Genomic DNA, 26,533 nt, shown 5'->3' with positions numbered 1-26,533 from the left:
AATCTTATTATAGAGCGCGCTTAAAACGCGCTCGTTTTAATGTCTTAGAAAGTTTGACCAATATTGAAAGTGAAGAATCTAGCATCATCACCATCACGTTGCTGTATCGCTTTCGAGAAACTAAATACCATCGGTCCCATTGGTGAAATCCACTGAACCGATATACCTGCCGAGCTACGATACAGACTCCAGTCAGAATAGTCCAATAGCTCACCGTTTTGAGTGGATGCTATGTCGAACTGACGATAATAGTCATAGTCGAACTCAGTATCCCACACGTTACCCACATCCACAAACAAACTTGTGCGAACAGAGTTATCCATTTCTTCTTCAACAAACGGCGTAGGCACGATTAGCTCGATACCACCAAGTGCCATTGCGTTACCACCAAGGCTTCGCGACGACCAAGAAAGTGCAGCGTCTGCTGGGTCCGCCGGGAATAATTCCCCATCAGGACCAGAAATGGTGCCTGTGTTACCGAGGAAGATACCGCGAGGGCCAACCGTATTATTCTCGAATCCGCGCAGTGAATCTGAACCACCTGCAGTAAAGTTCTCAGTGAACGGTAGAATTTGCTCATTGCCGTTTATATCACCATAACCATTACCATATCCGAGACGGATGCGAGTTAAGAATGACCAGCGCTGATTACGTGATAATGGAAAGTACCACTTACCATCGAATACGGTTTTAAAATAGTTAACGTCTGAGTTTGGCGTGGTAATGCTAAACGATGCACGTTGAGACGAACCCGCCGTTGGGAATAGACCACGGTTTAGCGTGCTTCTACTCCAGCTTACGCTAGCAAGATAGCTATCGTATTTAATAGCCGCATCCGGGTCTTCGCCATTGGTAAACTGGTTATAGAACTGCTCAGTTTGCTCGTAGTAACCACGGTTAAATAGCTCTACATTGCTGTAGGTTAAGCCAAAGTTGATACGATTAAACTCGTTGATTGGATAACCGATGTTTGCACCAATTGACCAACGTTTAGAGTTGTACTGGATTACGTTAAAGTCAGAGCCGTCGAACTCGCTATAACCAATGCTTCCACCTAAGCTGATACCGTCAATGGTGAAGTAAGGGTCATTATAGGTGATTTGCGCACTGCGCTGATACGAAACCGTACTTAGGTTAAGGCCTACACGTTTCCCTGTCCCTAGGAAGTTATCCTGTTGGATACCCGCCTGTAAGCTTAACTTGGTTCTGTCACCGTAACCGATACCTGCGTTAAAAGAGCCCGAAGGCTGCTCTTTAACATTATAGTTAACATCAACCTTATCTTCAGAGCCTGGAATACGTACTGTTTCAAACTCTACTTCTTCCATATAGGTAAGACGAGAAAGCTGATTTTTTGAAGACTCTAGCAAATTATTAGATAACCAAGTGCCTTCCATCTGACTTACGTTTTGACGAAGTACACTGTCGGCGGTGACCACGTTACCGTTAAACTTAATACGATTAACGTAGATACGCTTGCCGGGGTCTACAGATAGCGTCAACTTAACCGTTTTGTCTTCGTCGTTAATCTCAGGCACGGTGGTTACCGTTGGATAGGCATATCCGAAACGGCCGAGATATTTACTGATAAACTCTTCTGTGTAAGTGACTTCTGCTTGGTTATATAGCTCGCCTTCTGTTAGCGGCAGTACGCGCTCGATGTATTCTTCATGACCAAGCACATCACCCACGAGTTCTACTTCAGATATGGTGTATTGCTCACCTTCTGTTACGTTCATGGCTATGTAGATGCCCGACTTTTCAGGGGTCATCGACACTTGGGTAGAGTCAACGTTAAATCGCAGGTAACCACGGTTTAAATAGTGGTTACGCAAGGTTTCCATATCCCCCTGCAGCGTTTGCTGCTGATAGCGAGTCTCTGATAGAAAATCCCACCAAGGCGTATCGTATTGTAGCTCAAACGCTTCCATCAGCTCTTCGTCTGAGAAGATTTCGTTACCTACAATATTAATTTGCTCGATTTCGGCGGCATCGCCTTCTTCGAAAAGTAGTTTCAAATCGACACGGTTACGCGGTAATGGCGTAATAATAGCCGTTACATCAGCATTGTATTTACCTATGCTGTAAAAGAAGTCTTTAAGGCCATTCTCAATAGAGGTTAGTACGGTCTTATCAAGTGGCTCACCGATGCGGACCCCATTGCCATCCAAGCTTTCTTGAAGCTGCTCATCTTTAATATCATCGTTGCCGTCAAAAATAATATTACTGATGGTTGGACGCTCCGCCACACGAACCACAAGGGTATTGCCGTCGCGAAGGATTTCTACATTTTCAAAGTGAGTTGAAGAGTAAAGCGAGCGAATAAGCTGCGTTACCCTAAATGTATTAAGCTCGTCGCCAACTTGAACGGGCAAGTAGGTTAAGGCTGCACCAAGTGCAACTCGTTGCAAACCCTCTACGCGAATGTCTTCAACAACAAATTCACTGTCTTGCGCCGCAGCGTTGGCAAAGCTAGCACTGGAAAGAATGGCTCCGGCTGCTACTAACTGTTTTAACTTCATCTATTTTTCTTTTCCTGGCCGCGTTTTGTATTAGCTGTTTTGTACTTCCTGATTTGTATCAGGTTATGCGAGCGATATCGTTAAAAATTGCGATACCCATGATCATAAACAGAAGCACGCCACCTATTCTGTAACCCCATTCCTGCACCGCTTCAGGCACAGGCTTACCAGTGATCCACTCCACAATAAAAAACATGAGGTGACCACCGTCAAGCATGGGCAAGGGTAATAAATTTATTATGCCTAAATTTACGCTTATTAAGGCAAGAAAACTCAAAAAGTACGCAAGTCCATACCCAGCACTTGTTCCCGCACCTTGAGCAATTGAGATAGGACCGCTCAAATTCTTCACCGAAACATCGCCGGTGATGAGCTTTCCTATCATGTCGACACTCAATGTCATTAGACGCCACGTTTTATCTAGCGCCTTCCCAATAGCCTCTATAATGCCATATTGATGAGTAAACACATACCCTTCAGGCCAAGGCTCGAATGTTGGGCTCACACCTAAATAACCACTTTGCCCTTGTGGTGTATCGCGGCGCGCTATCGTGGCATTTAACGTTAGTTGCTGTCCATCCCTTTGTATATCAAGAGAGATACTTTCACCGGGGCTTTCAACTATAACGTCAACCAAACCTTCCCACGACGTCAATTTAGCGCCATTTAGTGCGACAAGTTCATCACCGGGTTTCAACCCAGCTTCCTGCGCCGCACTTCCCTCACCAACAAAACCAACAGTTAACGTTGCATCCGGTCGATATGGGGTTAGGCCTAAGCTGCTTAATGGAGACTCGCTATCTGGGTCAAAGTTCCAAGAACCCAGTGTAAATGTCAGTTCTTTTTCGATATTTGATGAACTTTTAACCGTAACTGTGGTTTTTTCTGACCCTATGTTAGAAACAACTTCTAAATTAACCGCTTCCCAGTCCGGTGTAATTCTGTCACCGACCTTAATGATTTCATCACCAGGTTGAACGCCTGCTACAGCAGCTACACTTTGAGGCTCGACAGCTTTAACAACGGGTTTAACGGTTTCTAAACCGACAAGGTACATTAGCCAAAGAGCAAAAAATGCAAATATGAAGTTTACACCAGGGCCCGCTGCAATTACCGCCATGCGCTGCAATACAGGTTTTTTATTGAAGGCTTTATCTTCTAACTCAGGCGGTACGTCATCAATACGTCCATCGAGCATGCGAACGTAACCACCAAGGGGAATCATAGCGATAACATATTCTGTACCGGACTTACTTAACTTGCGCCAAATTGGCTTCCCAAAACCAATTGAGAAGCGCTCTACCTGTACACCGCATTTACGAGCCACATAAAAGTGTCCCCATTCATGTACGGCAACCAAAATACCTAGGGCTACAATGAATGCACCAAGGCTCCATAAAAATGCTAGCACTGGAATTTACCTCGAATAATCTCGTTCGCCTTTGTTCTTGCAAGGCTGTCTTGCTCTAGTATTTGTTGAATAGAACTTACCGATACGTGTGGCATAGCATTTAACGTGGCATCATTAACTTTGGCAATATCGCAAAACTGAATCTTACCTTCTAAAAAGGCCTCGACTGCCACTTCGTTTGATGCGTTCACTCGTGTTGTTGCACACTGCCCTTCTTTACACGCATCAATAGCCAGTTTCAAATTAGGATAACGTTCAAAGCAAGGGGTTTGAAAACTGAAATTGGCAATGTCAGAAAAATCTAGTGGCGTTACGCCCGCTTCGATTCGCTCTGGATGAGCTAAGCCATAGGCAATAGGGGTGCGCATGTCAGGGTTGCCCATTTGTGCGATCACCGACCCATCAACATATTGCACCATAGAATGAATAATACTTTGCGGGTGAATTACCACATCGATATCATCAGCGCCGGCACCGAACAGCCAGCAGGCTTCAATAAACTCCAGCCCCTTGTTCATCATAGTCGCAGAGTCGATTGTTATTTTTTTGCCCATCGACCAGTTAGGGTGAGTACTGGCCTCATCAATGGTAATTGACGAAAAGCTATTAAGTGGCCTTTCTCTGAAGGGGCCACCAGAACCCGTTAATAAAATTTTGCGAATACCTGATGCAGTAAAGTTACCATATTCGTAATCGTGCGGGAGACACTGAAATATGGCATTGTGCTCGCTGTCGATTGGAAGGATTTCAGCGCCGCTTTGGTTTGCAGCCTCAATAAATAAAGCACCAGACATGACTAACGCTTCTTTATTAGCAAGCAAAACGCGTTTTCCTGCCTTTACCGCCGCCAGTGTGGGTAAAAGCCCTGCTGCACCCACAATAGCTGCCATTACAGCGTCAACTTCAGGCGCGCTTGATACCTCTTCCAGCGCCTTAGCGCCAGCCAGAATCTCTGCATCAACACCGTACTGAGATGCTAACTCACAGCCCAGTTTGTAGTGAGCGTCATCGGCAATTACCACATAGCGCGGCGCGCACTTTTGAGCCTGCTCCATAAGCAGTTCAAGCTGAGAGTTACCAGTAATAGCAAAAACGCGGTATTTGTCGGGATGGCGATTTATTACGTCGAGTGTATTACAACCAATGGAGCCTGTGGCCCCTAACACTGTTACTGTTTGCATTACGCCATCCAAGTTACATAGCAAAAGGCAAATACTGGAAATGCTGCAGTTAGGCTATCAATTCTATCTAGCACACCACCATGGCCAGGTAGTATCTTGCCACTGTCTTTAATGCCAGCGCAGCGCTTCAGCATGCTCTCGTTCAAATCACCGAGTGCAGAAACAGCAACGGTTATACCGCCAATTGCAAGGTGTAGCCAAATGCGAGAAGGCTCTACCTGATAGTGCAGTGCCGCAAAAGCGATAATGGCGAATGAAGCCGCGATACCACCCAGTAAGCCTTCTAAGCTTTTACCAGGCGATACGTTAGGGCGTAACTTATGTCGACCAAATTTGACGCCAACGAAGAACGCGCCTATATCAGCCGCCCAAACGATACCCAATACATAAAAGATCAGCGATGCGCCGTAAAACGGATCAACATCATGCAGGCTAGTGCGAAGTGCAACTACGGCTACCCATGTTGGTATAAGCGTAAGTGCGCCAAATACGGTTCTTACACTACGACTGTCTTTCCAGAATCTTGAGTATTTCGGATAGGCAAGCACCATAAATAAAGAGGCTATCCACCACAACACAGCGATGGTTAAAATTGCGCGATACAGGCCATGCAATTGGCCCTGATACCAAATGGTACTGGCATCAACAGTGAGCGATAGAGCAATACATATTGCAAAGGCGCCAGCCATGTAGATAAGCTTTTTAGGACGCTCACACACGCCTGACATATTCGCCCACTCATAGGCACCAATGCCGACAACACCGGCTATGGCTATTTCAAACCAAAAAATAGGAAGAAAAAGGATAGCGTAGAGCGCCAGCGGCGCGAGAATTAATGCAGTTATTATCCGTTGTTTTAGCATAATTTGCCCTTGGCTTTGGTTACCAGGGCTAGCCTGATAATTGCCTGCATGGTATTAACCATCGGCTGTGACTACCTGTTCACCGGTTAGACCGAATCTTCTTTGACGAACATTGAAATCGTCTACGGCTAATTGAAACACGTCTTCATTGAAGTCGGGCCATAGTACATCGGTGAAATACAATTCGGCATAGGCACACTGCCATAGTAAGAAATTACTAATTCGGTGCTCGCCACCAGTGCGAATAAGAAGATCTAACTCTGGAAGGTTAGCTGTAGAAATGTGCGAACCAAGAGCTTCTTCACTGATGTTATCTACATCAAGCTCGCCGCTTTTAACCTGCGATGCGAGTTGCTTGGCCGCATTTACGATGTCCCATCTACCGCCATAGTTTGCTGCGATATTTAAGACCAAATCTTTGTTGTCTTTGGTCATGTCTTCAGCTTTGCGAATTTTTTCGACTAGCTTGGCGTCGAAAGCCTCAACATCACCAATAACCTGCAAGCGTACACCATTTTTGTGTAAGCGTTTTGCTTCACTATTGAGGACGAGATTAAACAACTCCATAAGGACGCTGACTTCTTCCTCAGGACGTTTCCAGTTCTCACTTGAAAACGCGAATAGCGTAAGTGATTCAATACCGTTTTGACGTGCAAAGCGCACAACAGAACGAACAGACTCTACCCCGGCTTTATGACCAAAGGTACGAATTTTCCCTTTCTTTTGCGCCCATCGACCATTGCCATCCATAATGATTGCAACGTGCTTCGGGCCAGCAGATTCTGCTGGCACCTCTGCTTTTGTCGATTTGGCTGCGCTTAAACGCTTTCCAATCATAATACTTACTTATACTTCCATTAGTTCTTTTTCTTTGTCAGCAAGCATGCTGTCAACTTTCTTAATGAAATCGTTAGTAATAGATTGAATGTTCTCTTCAGCAGCGCGGCTCTCATCTTCACTGATTTCTTTTTCTTTAAGAAGATCTTTGATGTCACCGTTCGCGTCACGACGGATGTTACGGATAGCGACACGACCACCTTCCGCTTCATTGCGAACAACGCGGATAAGGTCTTTACGACGCTCTTCCGTTAGAGGAGGTAAAGGAATGCGAATTGAACCGCCTGCACTCATTGGGTTTAACCCCAGATCAGACTGCATAATTGCTTTTTCAACCGCTTGGATAGCGCTTTTATCAAAAACAGTTAACGCTAGAGTACGGCTGTCTTCCGCAACTACGTTAGCGACTTGCTTTAGCGGCGTGTCTACACCGTAATAAGGTACCATGATGCCATCTAGAAGGCTTGGATGCGCACGACCAGTGCGAATTTTGCTGAATTGGCCTTTTAGAGAAACTAGGCTTTTTTCCATGCGCTCTTGCGCATCTAATTCAATTTCATCAATCACGTTTTGTATCCTATTGTTCTTAATTAATCGTTGTCAGCGTGGCAAATGACGGTACCTTCTTTTTCACCCATCACCACACGCTTAAGGCAACCCGGCTTATTCATGTTGAATACGCGAATTGGTAAGCTGTGATCTCGTGCTAGAGTGAAAGCTGACAAGTCCATTACTTTTAATTCTTTTTCCAATACTTCCTGGTAAGACAATTGATCATACAATGTCGCTTCAGGATTTTTTACTGGGTCATCGCTGTATACGCCGTCTACTTTTGTGGCTTTAAGTACCGCATCGGCTTCAATTTCGATACCGCGTAAACAAGCCGCTGAGTCAGTAGTGAAGAAAGGGTTGCCAGTACCGGCAGAAAAGATAACAACGCGGCCCGACTTAAGAAGGCTAATAGCTTCTGCCCAGTTGTAAGCATCGCACACGCCGTTTAATGGGATAGCAGACATCATACGCGCGTTTACAAATGCACGATGAAGCGCGTCGCGCATAGCTAGGCCGTTCATTACCGTAGCCAACATGCCCATGTGGTCGCCAACAACACGGTTCATTCCCGCTTTTGCTAGGCCTTCGCCACGGAACAAGTTACCACCACCGATAACAAGACCAACTTGAACACCAAGTTCAACCAGCTCTTTTATTTCTTGTGCCATTCTATCTAGCACTTTAGGGTCTATGCCAAAGCCTTCTTCGCCCATTAGGGCTTCACCACTAAGCTTTAACAGAATGCGTCGATATGCTGATTTTGGTGTGATACTCATAGTTTGAATTGTCCTCGTAAACCCGTTTTGTCCTATGTCTTTCAATAAAGCATTGACGTAAAAAACATAGGACAAAGCGCTTTCGTTTGTTTGGCAGGCGCACGCTTGTAACTCGCCTAGCTTCACACTTGCGCACTGCATTAGCAATACTAAAGATATGCAGCTATAAAAAAGCACCTCCTAAGAGGTGCTTTGTAGTTTATCTAACTATTGCGTAATGCAAAAGATAAACGCTCAATTATTTCTTAGCAGCTTCCATTTGAGCAGCTACTTCAGCAGCGAAGTCTTCAGTCTTCTTCTCGATACCTTCGCCAACTTCGAAACGTACGAAGTTGATTACGTCTGCGCTGTTGTTCTTAAGAAGCTCAGCTACAGAGATTGAAGGATCTTTAACGAAAGGCTGACCAGTCAAGCTCACTTCGCCAGTGAACTTCTTCATGCGGCCTGCAACCATTTTCTCAGCAATTTCAGCTGGCTTACCAGACTGAATAGCGATTTCGATTTGGATTTCTTTCTCTTTCTCTACAACTTCAGCCGGAACATTCTCTGGCTTAACAAACTGCGGGCTAGCAGCTGCAACGTGCATTGCGATATCTTTCGCTAGCTCTTCGTCGCCGCCAGTAAGGATAGAGATAACACCAATACGGCCGCCGTGTACGTATGCACCTAGCGTTTCACCTTCAACGTTGATAACGCGACGAGGAGAGATGTTTTCACCGATTTTAGCAACAAGTGCGTCACGAACTTCGCTTACTTTAGAACCGTTAAGTTCTGCATCGTTAAGCGCGTCGATGTCGTTGATGTTGTTAGCCGCTGCTACTTCTAGAAGCTCGTTACCGAACTTTAGGAAACCTTCGTCACGTGCTACGAAGTCAGTTTCACAGTTTAGTTCAAGCATGGTCGCGCGACCACCTTCAACTTTAGTAAGGATAACACCTTCAGCTGCGATACGGCCTGCTTTTTTAGCCGCTTTCGCTTGACCTGATTTACGCATGTTTTCAATGGCTAACTCAATGTCACCATCCGTTTCAACCAGGGCTTTTTTACAATCCAGCATACCTGCGCCAGTACGTTCGCGCAGTTCTTTAACTAGTGCTGCAGTCACTGCCATTTTTCAATTCCTCAGCATTAAATATAAATTCGTTAGGTAAAAGGGGCGATATCGCCCCTCTCAATACGTTTCGTATTGTAGTACCGCCATATTATCTAGATATGACAGTAAGCAATCAGAATTACTCTGCCGCTTCTACGAAGTCGTCTTGCTCAGCTTGTACTTCAAGGTTGCTTTCGCGACCTGAGTTGATAGCGTTTGCAGCAGCATCCAAGTAAAGTTGGATAGCGCGGATAGCATCGTCGTTACCAGGAATGATGTAATCAACACCGTCTGGGTTAGAGTTAGTATCAACAACACCAACAACAGGAATACCTAGGTTACGAGCTTCTGTTACAGCAATGTGCTCGTGATCTGCGTCGATAACAAAGATTGCGTCTGGAAGACCGCCCATGTCTTTGATACCGCCAAGGCTGTTTTCAAGCTTGTCCATTTCGCGCTGAAGCATAAGTGCTTCTTTCTTAGTTAGCTTCTCAAACGTACCGTCTTGAGCTTGTTGCTCTAGATCTTTAAGACGCTTGATTGACTGACGTACTGTTTTCCAGTTAGTCAGCATACCACCTAACCAACGCTTGTTTACGTAGTACTGGTCGCACTTAAGAGCAGCGTCTTTTACTGCTTCGCCAGCGGCGCGCTTAGTACCAACGAATAGGATTTTACCTTTCTTAGACGCAACACCTGAAAGGTAGTTAAGTGCGTTGTTGAAAAGTGGAACCGTTTTTTCAAGGTTGATGATATGAACTTTATTACGAGCACCGAAGATGAAAGGCTTCATCTTTGGGTTCCAGTAACGAGTTTGGTGACCGAAATGCACACCTGCTTTCAGCATGTCACGCATAGAAACATTAGCCATTTTATTTTCCTCTTGGGGTTAGGCCTCCATATACCCCTTGTATCGATTCAGGCCAACCTGCGTTGAACTGAACACCCCGATACGAAGTGTCGGTATATGTGTGTTTTAATAAAATAAATTTACCCTCTAAAACGGTGCTTAATGCACATAGCAAAATGAGCTTTCCGTCAGGGCGCGCGCTTTATACCACAATACCATCACAGCCTCAAGTTTTAACGTTAAAAAGCCCGGCTTTTAAGTATTTTTGCTAACCTTTATTAAGACTACCCACCCCATTGCTATCAGCCTTAAGAATCATCAATTAAATACCTTTAATATCAGCACCTTACTAAGAATGACCTGAATAGTGTTATACTGCGTAAGTAATTTAAATTCTTCACCAAACTAGTTTCAAACGATTTGAGAGGCGCTGTGACAGCTATTATCAAAACCCCAGAAGAAATCGAAAAAATGCGCGTAGCCGGTAAACTGGCTGCCGAAGTACTTACTATGATCGGGCCTTATGTGAAAAAAGGCGTAACCACCGATGAACTGAATACTATTTGTCACGACTATATAGTAAACGAGCAAAAGGCAGTGCCCGCTCCATTAAACTATGGTCACCCACCATTTCCAAAGTCTATCTGTACGTCGGTGAACCATTGTATATGTCACGGCATTCCTTCTGACAAGAAGCTAAAAGACGGTGACATTATCAACATCGACGTAACTGTTATAAAAGACGGTTATCACGGCGATACTTCGAAGATGTTCGTTGTGGGTAAGCCATCTATTCTTGCCGAGCGCCTTATTCGCGTTACTCAAGAGTGCCTATATAAAGCAATTGAACAAGTGAAGCCGGGCATGCGTCTCGGCGACATTGGTCATATTTGTCAAACCCATGCTGAAGCGCATAACTATTCAATAGTACGCGAATACTGTGGTCACGGTATTGGTGCAAGCTTCCACGAAGAGCCGCAAATTGTTCATTATGGAAAGCCTGGTACAGGTGACGTTTTAGAGCCTGGAATGTGCTTCACCATCGAACCTATGGTTAACGCAGGCAAACGTTACTCAAAAGTTTTGCCAGATCAATGGACTGTTGTAACCAAAGATAGAAGTTTAAGTGCTCAGTGGGAACACACTCTTTTAGTTACCGAGACCGGTGTTGAAATTCTAACGCTGCGTGAGGAAGAAAGCCTAGAGCGTGTTATTTCACACGGATAGCTTTTACATTGCGGCTGTTAAGCAAACAGCCGCTTTGTTTGCCCCTTTACCTCATTTAAAACCGCATACTAAATCTTTATTTTTCATCCTCATACAAAGACCCTATTTAACGGGCTACACACCTATAACAAAAAACCATAAATATTCACAATTCAACCTAACTTATGCATAAATTTGCTACTGCGAACTACTATCAATTCATGCTATTGTTCTTAGCGTTTTAATAGAAGTCTATTTCAAAGGTGCATTTTGACGCTGCAATCACTGATAAAGAATATCGACACAATTAACTCTGTTGATGAAATTCCCGTCATTAAATCATGCGTGGAAGCCAGTTATACATGGATAACAGAGTCTTTCGACGCTACGCCAGTCAATCAGCTCGTTACTGGTCGTGCGCAGTTTGTCGACGCATTGCTTTGTCACCTTTGGCAACTTTACGGCTTAGATACCGTGGACGAGCTTTCCCTTTGCGCGGTGGGCGGATACGGTCGCGGCCATTTGCAGCCTCATTCAGACATCGATTTACTCATTGTCAGCAAGAAAAAGCTAAAGCCTGAAGTGCAAGAAAAAATTGGCATGTTCATCACCCTTTTATGGGATATCAAGTTAGATGTTGGACAGTCGGTACGCACAATTAAAGAAACGGTTAAACTGGCGAAAGACGATATTACAATTGCGACAAATCTCGTTGAAAGCCGTCTGCTTTGTGGAAGTGAAACTACATTCGACAAACTGTGGGATGAGGTAAACGGTCGCAATTCATGGTCGAGTAAATCTTTCTTCTCGGCTAAATATGACGAGCAAAAAAAGCGCCACGCCAAATTTAACGGCACCGCTTACAATCTTGAACCAAACATTAAAGAAAACCCAGGATGCTTGCGAGACATCCAATCTATCGGTTGGGTAGCGAAAAAGCACTTTAAAGAGTATGACGGGTGGAACTTGGTGGGTCACGGTTACTTCACCGAGCAAGAACACAGTGAGTTAATCGCCTGTCGTATGCACCTGTGGAAAATGCGTTGTGCGCTTCACTTGGTTGCTGGCAGAAGCGAAAACCGACTGCTTTTCGACTATCAACCCGATGTTGCACAAATGATGGGATACGGTGAAGAAGGTAAGGCGTCTGTGGAAAAAATGATGCGTGACTTTTTCCGCACTGTAGCGCGCGTCTCTGAACTGAACCAAATGTTACTACAACGCTTCAAGTACGACATGCTGAATCAAAGCGTGCAAAAAAGCGTAATCATAAACGAAGATTTTGAACTGCTCGACAATATGATTTCGCCACGTCACGAAACCGTATTTTCATCACCGGAAGCAATTTTAGACTTTTTACATTTGGTGGCAAACACGCCAGAAGTAAAAGGCTTAAGTACTATTTGTATTCGACAATTGCGTAACGCTCACCGGGCCTTTGAGGCAGAATATTACGTAGAGCGCCCTCTGTGCCGCGAAAAATTTATGCGATTAATGAAGCAACCTGAATTTTTTGATTTCGGTTGGGACATTATGCACCAGTACGGTATTTTACAAGCCTACCTTCCAGAGTGGGATACCATTGTAGGTATGATGCAGTTTGACTTGTTTCATGCCTATACGGTGGACGAACACACTCATCGATTAGTAAAGCATGTAAACTACTTTTTCTCGAAAGAGAACAAAGATTTTCCACGCTGCGGCCGAATTTGCCGCAACCTAGACAAACCTGAAATACTCTACATTGCTGCAATTTTTCACGACATCGCGAAAGGTCGTAATGGCGACCACTCCACTCTAGGCGCGCAAGATGTCGCTAAGTTCTGTGCACAGCACGACGTTCCAAGTAAAGATGCAGAACTGATTGCATGGCTAGTAGAAAACCACCTGCTTATGTCAGTGGTTGCCCAACGCCGCGACATTTACGATCCCGATGTAATTAGTGAGTTTGCTGGGGCGGTAAGAAGCCATAACCACCTTAATTTACTTTATACGTTGACCCTTGCCGATATTCGCGCCACTAACGATAACCTCTGGAATGATTGGAAAGCGTCTTTGCTTCGCGAACTGTATTTAATGACGCAAAAAGCGTTAGATAATGGACTACAGTGTCAGGTTACACTCAACGAGCGAGTAACCACTCACAAACATCAAGCTCGACAAATACTGCAAGAGCGCGCTATCGATACTAATGCAATAGATGCACTGTGGGCTCGTTTTGATGACGACTATTTTGTTCGCTTCAAGCCGACTCAAATTGCGTGGCATACAGATGAAATTATTAAAGCACAAGGTGAATGGCTGACACCTGAACACAACGGACTATTGGTAAAAGCGAACGACAACAGTTCCAAAGGCGGCACTGAAGTTTTTGTGTATGGCAAAGATAGAAAGGCCTTGTTCGCTCAAGTAGCGTCGGTTTTAGATAGTCGCAATTGCTCTATCCACGATGCTCACGTAACCGTGACCAGAGATGGCTATGTATTTGACAGCATGCTTATTCTTGAAAACGACGGCAGTCGTATAAGCTCAGAGTCGCGCATTGCTTCTATTGAGAATGCCATTTCTGCCCAATTAGAAAAGCCGGGACGCTCTCACGAAAACAAACGAAAGTTACCGCGCCAAATGAAACAGTTAGACGTGCCAACCAAGGTTCGTTTTTTCAATATCAACGATGAAGCCACGCTTATCGAGTTAGAAGCCCTAGACGCACCGGGCATTTTAGCTAAAATTGGTCATGCATTCGTTGATACTAATATGACACTTAAGCTTGCAAAGATAGCCACCATTGGCGAGCGAGCCGAAGACATTTTTATCGTCAGCAATGAAGCTGGCATCGCATTAACCCAAGAACAACAGGTAAACCTTAAAAAGCGTATCCTGTTCAAACTCGACCAACTTGAAGATATCACAATACCATGAATGAATTGAAAGCCATTATTGAAGACGCCTTCGAAAATCGCGACAGCATTAGCCCGTCATCAGCACCTGATGAAGTAAGAGATGCGGTAGCGCAAGCTATCGACCTACTTAATAGCGGAAAAGGCCGCGTTGCAGAAAAAATTGCTGGCGAATGGGTAGTACACCAGTGGCTGAAAAAAGCGGTTCTACTTTTCTTCCGTCTTCACAACAATGATGTTATTGAAGGCGCAGAGAGCAAGTTTTATGACAAGGTTCCTCTTAAGTACACCAACTACACCGCTGAGCAATTTGCCGCTGACGGTGCGCGCATTGTTCCACCAGCTGCTGTACGCACGGGTACTTTTGTGGGCAAAAACGCAGTTGTTATGCCTTCGTACGTAAACATTGGTGCATTTGTTGATGAAGGCACTATGGTTGATACGTGGGCTACAGTAGGCTCGTGTGCGCAGATTGGTAAAAATGTTCACCTTTCTGGTGGTGTAGGCATCGGTGGCGTATTAGAGCCACTTCAAGCAAACCCAACCATTATTGAAGACAACTGTTTTATCGGTGCGCGTTCTGAAATCGTAGAAGGTGTTATCGTTGAAGAAGGCTCAGTGATTTCAATGGGCGTTTATATCGGTCAGAGCACGCGTATCTATGATCGTGAGACCGGTGAAGTTCACTACGGCCGTGTACCAGCGGGCTCTGTGGTTGTTGCGGGTAACCTACCTAGCGCAGATGGCAAATACAGCCTATACGCAGCAATCATCGTGAAAAAAGTTGATGCGAAAACCCGCGCTAAAGTAGGTATTAACGCTCTACTTCGCGGTGTTGAATAAAAATTTATGCATCGTTAGGTAACTAACGACGTTCGCATATAAAAAAGAGGCGCCTTAGCGCCTCTTTCTATTTTTAACCAATAAGCCATCAACCCTTAAGACAAAAGCTTGTCCTTGATGGTGTTAACCCACTCTACCACGTCTTTTTCTGGCTCTAGGGTTTCAATAGCATCAACTTCTAACATATTAGTAACCGCGTTACCTTGCAGTTCAGTAAGTAACTCTTGGAATTGTTTACCTGCTCCACAAAAGCTTTCGCCATAGCTACTATCACCTAGCGCTGCAACAGCGAAAGGCTTACCCGTTAGCATCGGTGATTCGTCTTTTAAATCTGAAAACACAAACTCTAGGTTAGGTGGAACATCGCCCTGACCTGTCGTTGAGGTGATAATTAACAGTGCGTCAGCATCAGTAAAATCGGCTACTGATGGGTCGCTTTCGAGTGAACAATCTACTCCCTGCTCAGCTAAATTTTCTTCCACCTGCTCAGCTACGTGTTGCGCGTTACCGTATACTGTACCCGCAATAATTTTCAATGTTGCCATTTTTACCTCTTAAACCAATGATCGTCGCCCATGTCGACAGGCGGAAAGTATTTCTATCTTATCAAGCTAAACGGTTTTAACCTGTTTACGAATTGTTGCATTTCATTGTGCATCTCACCATTAATCGTTATCCATTTACCGCTAACAGGATGAGAAAAGCCCATATGAGTACAACTTAAGGCCAAATTATTAAAATTAAAGTGCTGTTTAGCGAATTTGTTTTGCTTCCCATCGCCGTGAGTTGTATCGCCAATAATGGGGTGACGAATGTGTACCATGTGCCTTCGAAGCTGGTGCTTACGCCCGGTACTGGGAGAAAGTTTTACTAACGAATATCTAGCACTTTGATATCTACCTACAGGCTCGGGCAATTCAAACTTTGCTAGTGACTCATACATGGTGGACGCTGGCTGGGGAGCTTGCTGTGGCCTTTTGTGTTTGTCTGCAATTTTGTCATAACGGTACTTAAGGGCATAATCAATAAAGCCGGTATGGTTGACGAAGCCTCTAACCACAGCGTGATATACCTTAGCCACCTGCTTATCCATCAGTTGTTTACCTAGCTTTGCCGCTATTTCTGAGCTAAAACTAAACACCAACACACCTGATGTAGGTCTATCTAAGCGATGAGCTGGAAATACGTGCTTGCCGATTTGATCTCTAAGCGTCTGCACCGCAAAAACGGTTTCATGCCTATCTATAGGACTCCTGTGCACTAGCAAGCCTGGGGGCTTATTTATCGCAATGATATGCTCATCTTGGTATAAAACAGGTAAGTGAAGAGAGCTCGCGCTATCTTGTTCTTCAACATTGGCTTTTTCACTAAACTGCATTTCTAGACGCTCTATTGCATCATCTGACAGGCCCTTTTGTGGGATACCTGAAGCTTGGCCCAGCTTACTCATCCAATGTCTCCGCTGGCAATATCGTCAATATTTTTTAGCGCGGACAGAGTACTTTGATTCGCGGGTGATAAATATACTTCTGCTGCGGGTGTAATTTGCATCGCCGGTATAGGGTGCGATTGGCTCAATAAAATGCGCATTTTGGGTATAAAAACAAAAGCTAGCCAAGCTTCAAAAGAAAAACAATCTGCTGCGAAAGGTACTTTACTTCCTATTGCATTTTTAAGCGCTTGGTCATTGGGTACTTCATCTGGCCAAACACCATCTTGCTGCATTACAGCTTCTAATTGCTCAAGTGCGTTGATGAAAGCTAAATGACGGCTACTATTCGCTTGATTCACTACTTCTCCGCTATCCTAATATGCTTCAATTTATAGCGCGCAGTATATCAGGGGCTTAAGGCCAACATAAGTCAGTGTGTTGTATCGTTGAAATTCTTCTGCTGTGATACCATTAATGACGTTTACCGATGACCCTCGCGAATATAAGCGCGTCCTAGAGGCGGTTGATCTTTGCTGAACATCAAAGGTCTACGGGCCTAGCAACATTTAATTAAAGCAGTATTTTGGAACGAGTTATGAGCGCTAACAGTATCAATTCTATCAGTGAGTTTTTGTTACACGCAGGCACTGAATATCATGTTTTTGATTTAGGTCGACGTATTGAACCCACACATAATCAAACGTTTCTAGAAATAGAAAATGGCAGTGCTTACGCGCCCTACCCTCGTCAACAACATGCGTGGTTCGGTATTGTTTTTTGGAACAAAAATGCTTCTTCGCAACACTATATTTGGTTTATAAAGCTACCACTTGATGAGCAAGGCTTGGTCGTTGCAGCTGCTAGAAATCATTTTCTAGAAATTATTGTGGATGCATTAGGGAAGTCGATTGCAGAAGATACCGAAAATGCACAGCAATTGCCCGACAACCCTTATTCCTTCGTTCCGAACCAATCGCAACTTGCTCAGTTTAATGCGCTAGTCAAAAGCACGTTAAACCACCCCTTAAGCGAAGAAGCGCAGAAAGTTGAAGCTTACATCCAAGCCCCACAGCTTGTGGATTGGCAACAAATATCTATGCAAAGCGTTGCAGATTTTATACATGGTTTCAGCAGGCACGCAAAGAGAGATGTGTTAGAAAAAGCAATTAAAGCCAATGTAGCACTTTACTCAGATGTGTTTGTTAATACGCTTATGGAGACAAGCGAGAGCGTTTCTTTGTCAGATAACTTATTGGCTATGTATTTGAGCAAAATTGATGATGGCGACGACATCAATCTAGCGGCTTTGAGAGGCACGTCTGAAGGAAACTTCAACCCAGCGGTAAATAGTAAGCTACTAGACTTATTGAAGAATGAAAAAACACAGCGTCTCGATATTTTAAGTGTTATAGCGGCTCGGCATTTTGAGCAAATGGAACCGCTCCTACTTAGTAACTTTTTAGAACAAGCTGCAAAAGTTGACGAAAAAGAAGGTCACCAAGGTGCCTTATTTGCTGGTTTCTTTTCTGATTTAGTCCAAATTCCGAAATTGCGCAGACAAGTACTTACGCTGCTACACTCAGACGCCAACTCGGATATTCTTAGCAAGGCATTTCAGCGGTTGTTTGCACAGGCGAGAAAGTAGATGACATTACTTGAATTGGTCATATGGTTAACAATTGGTTTTACTGGCTATCAATTTTGGCGTATACGGGCTATTTCAGAACGCACAAACGCTTATCTAAACCAATACTGCGATAAACATGGTTTACAGTTGTTAAGTGTGGCAAGAGCTAAAACTCGGTTCTCATTTAAGTTTGGTAAACCGGACTGGCACAGCTTATTCCACTTTGAGTTTTCAAGTAATGGTGAAGACAGGTATACCGGCGAAGTCGAATTGATAGGCGTGAGAGTTATGCGAACCGAAGTACCACCGCATAGGGTGTAGGTGCTTATGTTCAGGGGTTTACGACTCTTCAGTACTAAGAAATAATTTTTAGAAAACTGGAAAATAGGTTTCCCACACCGCCAAAAAAAAGGGGAACCTGACGGCTCCCCTTTTTCCTGGAATTTTGAGTATCCTTCTCCGCGATCCTTTGCGACTAAAATCTTCCCGATTAAAATCCGTATACGCCCCTTTCCATCTACTCTCGCGACTTCCTGTGCGAGCTACACTTCCATGCGTAGGTCCCTTTCCTTTTTTCCTTTGTTACCGCACATCCTACATGCAGTGTTCCTCATCCTGAGGCTGTCCTTGTCAGACTCCGCTGACCTTCCCTTCCTTCGTCCTTTGTTTGCTGCACATCCTGCTACAGCTTTGCTAATCCTTTAGCATGTCCCTCTTTCATCCTTGGTTTGCTCGTCCATGCAAACTGGAAATCCCTTTAAGGCCGCCTTGCCCTTGGCTCCGTGCCACTAGCTCCCTGCTAGCTTTGTCCTTATCCATGCTACGTCCTGTCTGTGACATTCCTATCACACATGCCATCCATGAAATCCGTTCGTTCCCTTCAATCCTTTGTCACTTCCTTGTTTCGCAACTCCCTACTGCGTCCCTTCCTTTTACTCACAACCTTGTGAGAATCTCTTCCTTAAGTTGTCCTAATTTAATCCTTTAATGAATTCCTGACTCAATCCCTGACTCGTCGTGTTTCCTTGTGACATGTTCATAGTATCCCTTCTAAATATTACCGCCATATTGAATTACAGAGATTTAAGAAAAGTTTTTGTACGACTTTTGGCTAACGAAAAAAAACCTTTTAAAAACAAAGGCTATATACTTTAGTATGAATTATTCTTTCAGAATTTTGGTAAGATCACTCACAGCATTTGTAGGAAATGTCTTACAAACGCTGTGGTAAATTTGGCGTAAAGATTGGAACTGTTTTCGGCGATATTCTGATAGGGGTAACATGTTAAATAAAAAAGCATCACTTTTGTCTAAACATAACTTCCCCTTGAACATGGGAAAGGCTTAGTTGTCCAACAACCTGGTAGTTATCGTCGTTAAAAAACGTACGATGTTTATCTACGGTCACAAATACCGAAACGCCTTCGCTTTTGTCGTCTTCTTCGACAACACTGTCGATGGCGCCTAGCAAGATATGCCCAAGACCGTGGTGTTGATAATCAGGATGCACCGCAATAAAACTCAACATATGAAAATTATCTGCAGGTACTAACGCTCTTACTTTCTCTTCTTTTTCCAGCATTTGTTTGGTGCCGAATAAACCTGCGGTTAGCAGCATTCTCAATCGCCAGTGCCAGTAACGCCCTGCACCAAATGCCGCATCTGGTGCGGTAAGGCATGCCACTGCAATCAATCTATCTTCGTCAAATAAACCAATCATGGGCTGCTCTGCTACCCAAAATGCGTTAAGTTCCTCGCGAATGGCTGAACGAAGGCGACTTTCATAACCTTCTTTTTCCGCCTGAAAGATATCGATAAATAAGGGGTCGTCCACATACGCATTGTAAAGTATGGATGCTGCAACTTTGAGATCGTCGACTGAAAGGTAAATCGCTTTGACTGTGTCTTGCAAGGGGGCTAACGCGTTATTGTGGGCATCGGTATTCATAAGGGGCTCCTTGTACGCAAAGCTGTTTAGTTATTTTTACCAGACTCGGTAAAAGCTCGGTAAAATAAGAAAAAGTGGTCGACACGCCACTCACTTTATATTCGCGCCATCACCCACTCACATTGTCTAAACTTTAGCCTACTTGAAAACCCCTTTCATGTTAACTTTTAATTAACATTTAACTTTTCATCAATTCCTACATCGCTATACATTCGCAAAAACACCAATTAGTGCATTAGGCTGTATGCGCTATCGCCCCACCCGACTAAGCTACTATTTCTGAAAACAAGGGGCGTACACTCATCTTTCGTCGTTATACCATCGCCCATTGTTTTTTGCGTGCGGTAATATAGTACGCGATATGTACCATCTTGCTTTTCAAACAGCTCGTTAAAGTCTGCAACGCCCATTTTTCTTAAAACACTTTCATAGCTCGTGCCCGTCTCAAGATTTGCGATATGTTTGCGATTATTAAACTCTCTATCTTCCCAATCAGCGCCATAGTGGCTATCTGACCCGCCCCCTACAGATACGACACAGCCAGAAAGCAAAACAGAAGATGCTAAAGCTACAGAAAGAAGAACCGTTTTCATGTGAATTCCTTAAATATTGTGTGTTGTTTTTTATTTTTAAATTAACAGCCTAATGGCCTTTTAGTTGCAAACCTTACAATTGCAAACATTGTCAGTACTTATAACCATGTAGAGTATTACGCCTACTATGTGAATCGACACTGAATACTGACTGCACCGTTTATTTTTCATCCCCTTGATGGTGTGAAAAAACGTGATGCAAAACTAAATAAACAAGAATAGTACCAAAAGCATATCCCTCTGATTTATATGAACTTTATTTACCACTCAACTTTTGCACATTTGAAAAATAGTGAAATCAGCAACTTATTAGTGAAATTGACTATGTGAACAAGCTACACTAGCTATAATCGCGATCTAAAAACTTTTTACTCTCATGTCAAATTCGAACTTACAGCAACTTCACGTTTTATGTCTTCAAATGTATCAAGAGGGCAAAACGCCAACGGTAGGCATTTTAAGGTCTAAAGCCCCATTCAAGGTGTCAGTAACAGAAGCTATTGAAGCAATTAAGCGTTTCAATGCACATAAGCCTCAGCTTGACGCCACGGGCAAAGAAGCTCAACCTTCACAAAGTACTTCGTTAAATACACATCGACCAGACAGTCTTCAAGCGCGTGTGGAAACATTAGAAAAGGAAGTCGCTGAATTAAAACAGGCACTACTTAAATTGATGCATGCTTAGTAAACACTAATGCGAACAAAGAAAGTAGTGACTGTTTGTAGGTAGGTTGTATAAAGGCGTTATTTTCAAGCACGAGGAGTGAGTTGCTCAAGAAATACGGCTAGAGACGGGGCAAGTATTTTAGCAGGCTCTCTTCCTACTTGTTCCAATGCAACTTCACCGCTTTCGTTGACAACCGTTAATATGAAATCTTCTTCGTCTGTTAAGCCGAAAAACAACGTAGGTGCTTGTTTGAGCCTTTGCTTCATTAACAAGTGACCGATTAAGTTCTGTTGTAGCCTTTCAAAGTCTTCGCTATTAAACACTTGAAGCAATTCGCAGTTACCTTGCGGTGCCGTTGCCTTTAAATTGTCACTGTAATAACGAGTGAAAAACTGACAATAATCTGGGTTGAGCGTTAAGGCCAGTGCATCTTCAACATTATCGAAAGAGTGTGGAGGAGATTGCAGCACGGGAGCCCAAGTGACAAGCTCGCCGTCATTTACACTATTTTTATAGCAAGGCGATGGCCACTCGCTGTCAAATGCGATTTTTAATCCCTTAGCTTCAGCTTGTTCGACATAAGATGATACAAATTTATCTAATTGTGCAGGAATTGTTAGAGCCATTTTGACGTTACCCTCGTATTTTTGGGGTACACTATACAACTAAACAGTTAAGTCAACACTCGGCTTTCTTAGGCTGTGCTGCTAGTTCATAACGCACCCTCGTAAAATTACGCTGTAGCAGCACGCCAGTTAGCACTTTAAGTAGATAGATGAAAGGTTCTTATGTCGACTGACAATTCGCCTCAAAAAATTATTATCTCCGCACCTGATGACCTGTCTCTGGGCAAACAGGTCGATTATGAATTTGAATACAACCCAAGCTTATTGCAAGGGGTACCTCGCAGTTTAAGTCGAGATACGTTATCCCTTAACGATTCTGAATTACCGTTTGACGGAATAGACACTTGGACGGGATATGAACTTTCTTGGCTTAATGAAAAAGGAAAGCCTAATGTGGCAATTTTGGAGTGTCACGTTCCAATAACTTCCCCAAACCTTATTGAATCAAAGTCGTTCAAGCTATATTTGAACAGTTTCAACCAATCAAAGCTTGCTTCACCAGAAGAGGTTCAAAACGTTCTTCAAGCTGATCTATCTAAATGTGCAGGGGAGCAGGTTCAGGTAAAACTCATTCTTCCTCAACAGTTTACCGCATTGCAGTTTAAGGAATTCGAGGGAATTTTATTAGATAACCTTGATGTGGAAATCGAGCAATACTCACCTAACACACAATATTTAGCGGTTACCGAGAATAATGCTGATACCAAGGAGACCTTGGTTTCTCATTTACTTAAATCTAATTGTTTAATCACAAGTCAGCCAGATTGGGCTAGTATTCAGATTAGATATGAAGGAAAAGCCATTGATCACGAAGGGCTTTTAAAATATCTGATTAGCTTTAGGCAGCACAATGAATTTCATGAGCAATGCGTTGAGCGTATTTACAACGATATTATGCAGCATTGTAAGCCCGCTAAGTTAACAGTGTGTGCTCGTTATACCCGGCGCGGGGGGTTAGATATCAACCCTTTCCGTTCGAATTTCGAAGCACCTTATGCTAACCATCGTCAGGCGCGTCAGTAATACAGCGATGAAGCACACAAACAAAGCTAACTAAATCGCAACGTTAATTGCGAGTTAGAACAAAGACGAGATTATGGAAGCAAAACAACTACAAGCCCTAAAACAAAACAACGCGCTTCTTTGTCAGTTTATCGTGAGGCTCTCAGCATTTTATGAGGGCTTTTCCGATAAAATAGATTCCGAACTCAAAGTGCTGCGCGGTCATCTTTCAGGTACGCCTAATTTTAGCCTTGCCACTGTAAGCATTGAGAAGCTCAACAAATCTCTTCAGCGTCAAGAAATCACTTTAAGAAAGTACAGTGTTGACACCGTTTCGTCGCTGGAAGATGCAATGAAACAGTTGCAGAAAATTGTCTTTGAAGACAACGAATTGAAAAGCCTTACTACACAAGAGTTAATTAAACTAAACCAGCCTGTAGGCGATATCTTCAGTATCTATAAGCTTTACGCCAAAGCCATTGCGCTTCACCGCATTGCGCTGAATAAAGAAATGATAGGGCTTGAACCTTCTAATGAGATTGGAAGCTCCGCAGAGGTACAGCAAAGTGTCCCTACTCGTTCGGTACAAGACGACAACCCACATTACCGTTCAATTCTCGTTGAACTCAATCATCTCATCGCTTCTTATGCACAAAAGAAACAGAACGACCAGCAACTAAACGATATCAAGCAGCGTCTTGATGAGGGCATGAGTGAAGACCAGTTGCTTAAAAGCTGCGTAGTTATTTTGCGAATGATTGTGCAAGATGCAATGTCTGAAGCAAGCCTGACTGGTAAAGTTATACAGAGCCTTCATCGTTCACTTGGTGAAGTCAGTAACGACGTTAATATAGCTATAGAAGATAGCCAAGCGCAGTTCGAACAGCGCAAAGCCGGTACAGAACAGATTAAACGGCACATTAGTTATATTGAAGAAACTGTTTCAGAGAGTGAGTCATTAGAATCACTGAAAGAGCAAACCCAGCTTCGCGTAGAAAAACTTGTAGCAACGTTAAGCGAACAGCAAGACAACGACGAGCAGGGGCAAGAAGCGCTTTTGGCACTGCTATCGTCCATGCAATCGCGCATTGATACATTGCAACAGCAAACCAGCGTTTATAAAAAGAAGCTAGCTGAACAAGCGATGCAAAGTCGTACCGACCCGCTCACTCGTTTACCAAATAGACAAGCTTATAACGAGAAACTGGATGCCGCTTTCGCTAACTATAAGGAATATGGGGCAACACTCGCCGTTGCCGTAGTAGATATCGATCATTTCAAATCGATCAACGATAGATTTGGTCATGCCGCCGGTGACAAAACCCTTCAAGTGGTAAGTAAGTTTTTGAAGCAGAACCTTTCTGAAAAAGACTTTGTCGCACGGTGGGGAGGCGAAGAGTTCGTGATGCTACTGCCTGAATCACAGATGACAGAGATTGACAAAAAGCTTAATGAAATTAGAACTAAACTAGCTGCTATGCCGTTTAAATTTAAGCAAGAGAAAGTCAAAATTACTGCATCATTTGGCGCGACCTGCTTTGGTAAAGAAGACACAACGGAAACGGTTTTCGAACGCGCGGATGAATACCTTTACAAAGCGAAGCGAAACGGCCGCAATCTTGTAGTAACTGATTTAAGCACTGACTTATAAGGTGTGAAGTATGAAGAAAGTTCAGCTTAATCCCGTTGGCTCAATGAGTCAGCTTTCGCAAGTGGAAGTATCCCGCCTCCAAGATGCAACAAATAGCGAGCTCTTCTCCATGTTTAGAAACTGCAGCCTCGCAGTATTAAACAGCGGTGTGGATGAAGACAATTTTGAAGCGCTTTTCGCCCCTTTTGAAAATTTTGAAATAAAACTCATCCGCCGTGAGCGAGGCGTAAAGATCGAACTTATTAATCCGCCAGAAGTTGCATTTGTAGACGAAAAGCTTGTTCGCGGTGTTCATGAACACTTGTTTGCTGTACTGCGTGATTTACTTTACATGGGCAACAAGTATGCATTTCTCCATCAAACAGCGCCTGCTGAAGGAAGTGAGATCACCGATATGGTGTTTGACATGCTACGTCACGCTAAAGCCCTTGAAGGTAACGATAGCGTGAATACTATAGTATGCTGGGGCGGCCACTCTATCAGTCAAGTCGAATATAAATACACGAAAGAAGTAGGCTATCAGCTAGGCCTGCGCGATATGAATATTTGCACTGGGTGCGGACCGGGCGCAATGAAAGGCCCTATGAAGGGGGCGACGATAGGTCATGCCAAGCAACGTCACAAATCCGGTCGATACATTGGTATTTCTGAGCCCAGTATTATTGCTGCAGAACCACCTAATGCGATTGTGAACGAGCTCATTATCATGCCAGATATTGAAAAGCGTTTAGAAGCCTTCGTGAGATTAGGGCACGGTATCATTGTATTTCCGGGCGGCGTAGGAACAGCTGAGGAACTGCTTTATTTACTTGGGATATTGATGAATGAGCGCAATGCGCAACAACCATTCCCGTTTATACTAACCGGTCCTGCAGGCAGCGAAGAGTATTTCGAAGCTATAGATACTTTTGTAGGGGCCACGCTAGGCGCACAAGCCCAGTCAAAATATCAGATTATCGTGGATGACCCTGAAGAAGTCGCCCGTACTATGAGTAAACACCTTGAAAAAGTCCGAAAATTTAGAGGGGCGATGGGTGATGCTTTCAGCTTTAACTGGTCACTTAAAATCGAACAGGACTTCCAACAACCCTTCATACCCACTCACGAAAGCATGGCAGCACTACAGCTTCATTTAGATCAAAGTAAAAGCGATCTTGCTGCAAATTTGCGTAAAGCATTTTCAGGCATTGTTGCCGGGAATGTAAAGGCCGAAGGCATCGCACAAATTAAAGAACACGGTCCCTTCGAGCTTACCGGCGATAGTACACTTATGGACAAAGTGGATACATTATTAGAGTCATTTGTAAAACAGCACAGAATGAAGCTTCCCGGCAGTGCCTACGAACCTTGTTATGTTGTAAAAAATGGCTAACCAAGCAAATTAAGAAGGTGACGCATTTGCTTACGTTTACTACTTATGTTTAATAGGCGTTTTAAGGTACACTTGCCTAGAGTATTGTTAAACAGAAAAATGTTACGAGCTGCAAGTTTACCTTGTTAAATGGTCATGCTTTTGGGCACTGATGTCCCTCACTAACATTTGAGTACAGAAAACGAGAAGTAACGGTCATGAATACCAAGGTTATTCGTCTAATTTTAGCTGGCGTCGCGTTATACGCGGTGTTTGTTTTTATGGTCATCGCCTTTTACCCTGATAAACCTGAAAATATGGATTGGAAAGACCGTGAAGAGTACAACCGCGTTCAAATTACTAAGCTGAAGTTGGGCAGTACACGAGAAGAGGTGCTTGCTTTGCTTGGCTCTCCAGACATCACAGAAGCTAAAAGGCAAGGTTCTACAGCGATTCAGGTTATGTTTTTTAGAACCCAGCATGTACGTGCAGACGGATTAACAACACAAGATGAGTGTACGCCTTTACTGTTCGAAAACGATAAGCTTATAGCTTGGGGTGAAGGGGCTTACTCTAGCTATCAAAAAAGTTAAAAGGATGGG

At 43.7% G+C, this 26,533-nt stretch carries 25 protein-coding genes; 10 read left to right on the top strand and 15 right to left on the bottom strand.

Annotated features, from left to right (window positions below; all coding sequences use genetic code 11):
* Positions 1–44 precede the first annotated feature (44 nt).
* The 9 genes from bamA to rpsB all read right to left on the bottom strand — a co-directional run bounded on the left by bamA (position 45) and on the right by rpsB (position 10,106).
* Positions 45–2,522 carry an outer membrane protein assembly factor BamA gene (gene bamA, locus PCAR9_RS04570; RefSeq protein WP_179982603.1) on the bottom strand — a complete coding sequence of 826 codons (2,478 nt, stop codon included), beginning with the start codon at positions 2,520–2,522 and terminating at the stop codon, positions 45–47.
* A gap of 58 nt (positions 2,523–2,580) precedes the next feature.
* Positions 2,581–3,933 carry a sigma E protease regulator RseP gene (gene rseP, locus PCAR9_RS04565; RefSeq protein WP_179982602.1) on the bottom strand — a complete coding sequence of 451 codons (1,353 nt, stop codon included), beginning with the start codon at positions 3,931–3,933 and terminating at the stop codon, positions 2,581–2,583.
* Positions 3,927–5,114, bottom strand: coding sequence for a 1-deoxy-D-xylulose-5-phosphate reductoisomerase (ispC, locus tag PCAR9_RS04560; RefSeq protein ID WP_179982601.1), 1,188 nt, complete (start codon positions 5,112–5,114; stop codon positions 3,927–3,929). The genes rseP and ispC overlap by 7 nt, the downstream gene beginning before the upstream one ends.
* Positions 5,114–5,977, bottom strand: coding sequence for a phosphatidate cytidylyltransferase (locus tag PCAR9_RS04555; protein WP_179982600.1), 864 nt, complete (start codon positions 5,975–5,977; stop codon positions 5,114–5,116). Before PCAR9_RS04555 ends, ispC begins: the two co-directional genes overlap by 1 nt.
* 54 nt (positions 5,978–6,031) lie before the next feature.
* The gene (gene uppS, locus PCAR9_RS04550) at positions 6,032–6,814 is read right to left on the bottom strand and encodes a polyprenyl diphosphate synthase (RefSeq protein WP_179982599.1); all 783 of its coding nucleotides are present in this window, start codon (positions 6,812–6,814) and stop codon (positions 6,032–6,034) included.
* Positions 6,815–6,823: 9 nt separating this feature from the next.
* The gene (gene frr, locus PCAR9_RS04545; protein WP_014948555.1) at positions 6,824–7,381 is read right to left on the bottom strand and encodes a ribosome recycling factor; all 558 of its coding nucleotides are present in this window, start codon (positions 7,379–7,381) and stop codon (positions 6,824–6,826) included.
* 23 nt (positions 7,382–7,404) lie between these two features.
* Positions 7,405–8,142 carry a UMP kinase gene (pyrH, locus tag PCAR9_RS04540; protein ID WP_069943865.1) on the bottom strand — a complete coding sequence of 246 codons (738 nt, stop codon included), beginning with the start codon at positions 8,140–8,142 and terminating at the stop codon, positions 7,405–7,407.
* Between the two features lie 238 nt (positions 8,143–8,380).
* Positions 8,381–9,253, bottom strand: coding sequence for a translation elongation factor Ts (tsf, locus tag PCAR9_RS04535; RefSeq protein WP_179982598.1), 873 nt, complete (start codon positions 9,251–9,253; stop codon positions 8,381–8,383).
* A 121-nt stretch (positions 9,254–9,374) separates the two neighbouring features.
* Entirely contained in the window at positions 9,375–10,106 is a 732-nt protein-coding gene (gene rpsB / locus PCAR9_RS04530; protein WP_015066407.1) for a 30S ribosomal protein S2, read from the bottom strand.
* Between the two features lie 411 nt (positions 10,107–10,517).
* On the opposite strand from rpsB, the gene map reads away from it, so the two are divergent.
* The 3 genes from map (at position 10,518) to dapD (ending at position 15,034) form a co-directional block, all read left to right on the top strand.
* Positions 10,518–11,312: a type I methionyl aminopeptidase gene (gene map, locus PCAR9_RS04525; RefSeq protein ID WP_179982597.1), complete on the top strand. Its 795-nt coding sequence runs from the start codon at positions 10,518–10,520 to the stop codon at positions 11,310–11,312.
* 249 nt (positions 11,313–11,561) lie between these two features.
* Positions 11,562–14,213: a [protein-PII] uridylyltransferase gene (glnD, locus tag PCAR9_RS04520; protein ID WP_179982596.1), complete on the top strand. Its 2,652-nt coding sequence runs from the start codon at positions 11,562–11,564 to the stop codon at positions 14,211–14,213.
* Complete coding sequence (dapD, locus tag PCAR9_RS04515) at positions 14,210–15,034, top strand: 2,3,4,5-tetrahydropyridine-2,6-dicarboxylate N-succinyltransferase (RefSeq protein WP_118490066.1); 825 nt, start codon at positions 14,210–14,212, stop codon at positions 15,032–15,034. The genes glnD and dapD overlap by 4 nt, the downstream gene beginning before the upstream one ends.
* 95 nt (positions 15,035–15,129) lie before the next feature.
* Here dapD and PCAR9_RS04510 read toward each other — a convergent pair whose 3' ends face one another.
* The 3 genes from PCAR9_RS04510 to PCAR9_RS04500 form a co-directional block, all read right to left on the bottom strand.
* Entirely contained in the window at positions 15,130–15,579 is a 450-nt protein-coding gene (locus PCAR9_RS04510; RefSeq protein ID WP_179982595.1) for a flavodoxin, read from the bottom strand.
* 53 nt (positions 15,580–15,632) lie between these two features.
* Positions 15,633–16,412 carry a tRNA pseudouridine(65) synthase TruC gene (gene truC / locus PCAR9_RS04505; RefSeq protein ID WP_179985149.1) on the bottom strand — a complete coding sequence of 260 codons (780 nt, stop codon included), beginning with the start codon at positions 16,410–16,412 and terminating at the stop codon, positions 15,633–15,635.
* A 68-nt stretch (positions 16,413–16,480) separates the two neighbouring features.
* Positions 16,481–16,825 (bottom strand): YqcC family protein, encoded by a 345-nt coding sequence (locus PCAR9_RS04500; protein WP_179982594.1) that lies wholly within the window; start codon positions 16,823–16,825, stop codon positions 16,481–16,483.
* Positions 16,826–17,061: 236 nt separating this feature from the next.
* Between PCAR9_RS04500 and PCAR9_RS04495 the strand changes: the two genes are divergently transcribed.
* Positions 17,062–18,111, top strand: coding sequence for a DUF3549 family protein (locus PCAR9_RS04495; protein WP_179982593.1), 1,050 nt, complete (start codon positions 17,062–17,064; stop codon positions 18,109–18,111).
* Positions 18,112–18,414, top strand: coding sequence for a DUF3301 domain-containing protein (locus tag PCAR9_RS04490; RefSeq protein WP_179982592.1), 303 nt, complete (start codon positions 18,112–18,114; stop codon positions 18,412–18,414). It abuts the gene before it with no gap.
* A 979-nt stretch (positions 18,415–19,393) separates the two neighbouring features.
* Here the strand turns inward: PCAR9_RS04490 and PCAR9_RS04485 are convergent.
* Together PCAR9_RS04485 and PCAR9_RS04480 are read right to left on the bottom strand one after the other, a co-directional pair.
* Entirely contained in the window at positions 19,394–20,041 is a 648-nt protein-coding gene (locus PCAR9_RS04485) for a GNAT family N-acetyltransferase (protein ID WP_179982591.1), read from the bottom strand.
* A gap of 227 nt (positions 20,042–20,268) precedes the next feature.
* Positions 20,269–20,634, bottom strand: a complete 366-nt coding sequence (locus tag PCAR9_RS04480; protein ID WP_179982590.1) for a DUF3192 domain-containing protein — start codon at positions 20,632–20,634, stop codon at positions 20,269–20,271.
* 376 nt (positions 20,635–21,010) lie between these two features.
* Between PCAR9_RS04480 and PCAR9_RS04475 the strand changes: the two genes are divergently transcribed.
* Complete coding sequence (locus PCAR9_RS04475; protein ID WP_179982589.1) at positions 21,011–21,319, top strand: hypothetical protein; 309 nt, start codon at positions 21,011–21,013, stop codon at positions 21,317–21,319.
* A gap of 65 nt (positions 21,320–21,384) precedes the next feature.
* Here PCAR9_RS04475 and syd read toward each other — a convergent pair whose 3' ends face one another.
* Positions 21,385–21,927: a SecY-interacting protein gene (syd, locus tag PCAR9_RS04470; RefSeq protein WP_179982588.1), complete on the bottom strand. Its 543-nt coding sequence runs from the start codon at positions 21,925–21,927 to the stop codon at positions 21,385–21,387.
* A gap of 162 nt (positions 21,928–22,089) precedes the next feature.
* On the opposite strand from syd, the gene queF reads away from it, so the two are divergent.
* The 4 genes from queF to PCAR9_RS04450 all read left to right on the top strand — a co-directional run bounded on the left by queF (position 22,090) and on the right by PCAR9_RS04450 (position 26,524).
* Positions 22,090–22,950, top strand: coding sequence for an NADPH-dependent 7-cyano-7-deazaguanine reductase QueF (queF, locus tag PCAR9_RS04465; RefSeq protein ID WP_179982587.1), 861 nt, complete (start codon positions 22,090–22,092; stop codon positions 22,948–22,950).
* Positions 22,951–23,023: 73 nt separating this feature from the next.
* Complete coding sequence (locus tag PCAR9_RS04460; protein WP_179982586.1) at positions 23,024–24,580, top strand: diguanylate cyclase; 1,557 nt, start codon at positions 23,024–23,026, stop codon at positions 24,578–24,580.
* Between the two features lie 10 nt (positions 24,581–24,590).
* On the top strand, positions 24,591–25,952 hold the full coding sequence (gene ppnN / locus PCAR9_RS04455; protein WP_179982585.1) for a nucleotide 5'-monophosphate nucleosidase PpnN: 1,362 nt from the start codon (positions 24,591–24,593) through the stop codon (positions 25,950–25,952).
* Positions 25,953–26,149: 197 nt separating this feature from the next.
* On the top strand, positions 26,150–26,524 hold the full coding sequence (locus PCAR9_RS04450) for a DUF3192 domain-containing protein (protein ID WP_159494226.1): 375 nt from the start codon (positions 26,150–26,152) through the stop codon (positions 26,522–26,524).
* Positions 26,525–26,533: the final 9 nt, after the last annotated feature.

The organism is Alteromonas macleodii (assembly GCF_903772925.1).
GTDB lineage: Bacteria > Pseudomonadota > Gammaproteobacteria > Enterobacterales > Alteromonadaceae > Alteromonas > Alteromonas macleodii_A.
The sequence above is the reverse complement of the archived record's forward strand: the minus strand, read 5'-3'. Positions and strand labels throughout refer to the sequence as shown.

Bases quoted from the DNA above. Each gene is read 5' to 3' on its own strand.
- ppnN (WP_179982585.1), top strand. From the start codon at position 24,591: ATGAAGAAAGTTCAGCTTAATCCCGTTGGCTCAATGAGTCAGCTTTCG.
- rpsB (WP_015066407.1), bottom strand. From the start codon at position 10,106: ATGGCTAATGTTTCTATGCGTGACATGCTGAAAGCAGGTGTGCATTTC.
- PCAR9_RS04510 (WP_179982595.1), bottom strand. From the start codon at position 15,579: ATGGCAACATTGAAAATTATTGCGGGTACAGTATACGGTAACGCGCAA.
- pyrH (WP_069943865.1), bottom strand. From the start codon at position 8,142: ATGAGTATCACACCAAAATCAGCATATCGACGCATTCTGTTAAAGCTT.
- queF (WP_179982587.1), top strand. From the start codon at position 22,090: ATGTCGACTGACAATTCGCCTCAAAAAATTATTATCTCCGCACCTGAT.
- truC (WP_179985149.1), bottom strand. From the start codon at position 16,412: ATGCAGTTTAGTGAAAAAGCCAATGTTGAAGAACAAGATAGCGCGAGC.
- PCAR9_RS04480 (WP_179982590.1), bottom strand. From the start codon at position 20,634: ATGAAAACGGTTCTTCTTTCTGTAGCTTTAGCATCTTCTGTTTTGCTT.
- PCAR9_RS04495 (WP_179982593.1), top strand. From the start codon at position 17,062: ATGAGCGCTAACAGTATCAATTCTATCAGTGAGTTTTTGTTACACGCA.
- bamA (WP_179982603.1), bottom strand. From the start codon at position 2,522: ATGAAGTTAAAACAGTTAGTAGCAGCCGGAGCCATTCTTTCCAGTGCT.
- tsf (WP_179982598.1), bottom strand. From the start codon at position 9,253: ATGGCAGTGACTGCAGCACTAGTTAAAGAACTGCGCGAACGTACTGGC.
- dapD (WP_118490066.1), top strand. From the start codon at position 14,210: ATGAATGAATTGAAAGCCATTATTGAAGACGCCTTCGAAAATCGCGAC.
- uppS (WP_179982599.1), bottom strand. From the start codon at position 6,814: ATGATTGGAAAGCGTTTAAGCGCAGCCAAATCGACAAAAGCAGAGGTG.
- PCAR9_RS04460 (WP_179982586.1), top strand. From the start codon at position 23,024: ATGGAAGCAAAACAACTACAAGCCCTAAAACAAAACAACGCGCTTCTT.
- PCAR9_RS04490 (WP_179982592.1), top strand. From the start codon at position 18,112: ATGACATTACTTGAATTGGTCATATGGTTAACAATTGGTTTTACTGGC.
- PCAR9_RS04485 (WP_179982591.1), bottom strand. From the start codon at position 20,041: ATGAATACCGATGCCCACAATAACGCGTTAGCCCCCTTGCAAGACACA.
- PCAR9_RS04475 (WP_179982589.1), top strand. From the start codon at position 21,011: ATGTCAAATTCGAACTTACAGCAACTTCACGTTTTATGTCTTCAAATG.
- syd (WP_179982588.1), bottom strand. From the start codon at position 21,927: ATGGCTCTAACAATTCCTGCACAATTAGATAAATTTGTATCATCTTAT.
- PCAR9_RS04450 (WP_159494226.1), top strand. From the start codon at position 26,150: ATGAATACCAAGGTTATTCGTCTAATTTTAGCTGGCGTCGCGTTATAC.
- ispC (WP_179982601.1), bottom strand. From the start codon at position 5,114: ATGCAAACAGTAACAGTGTTAGGGGCCACAGGCTCCATTGGTTGTAAT.
- PCAR9_RS04555 (WP_179982600.1), bottom strand. From the start codon at position 5,977: ATGCTAAAACAACGGATAATAACTGCATTAATTCTCGCGCCGCTGGCG.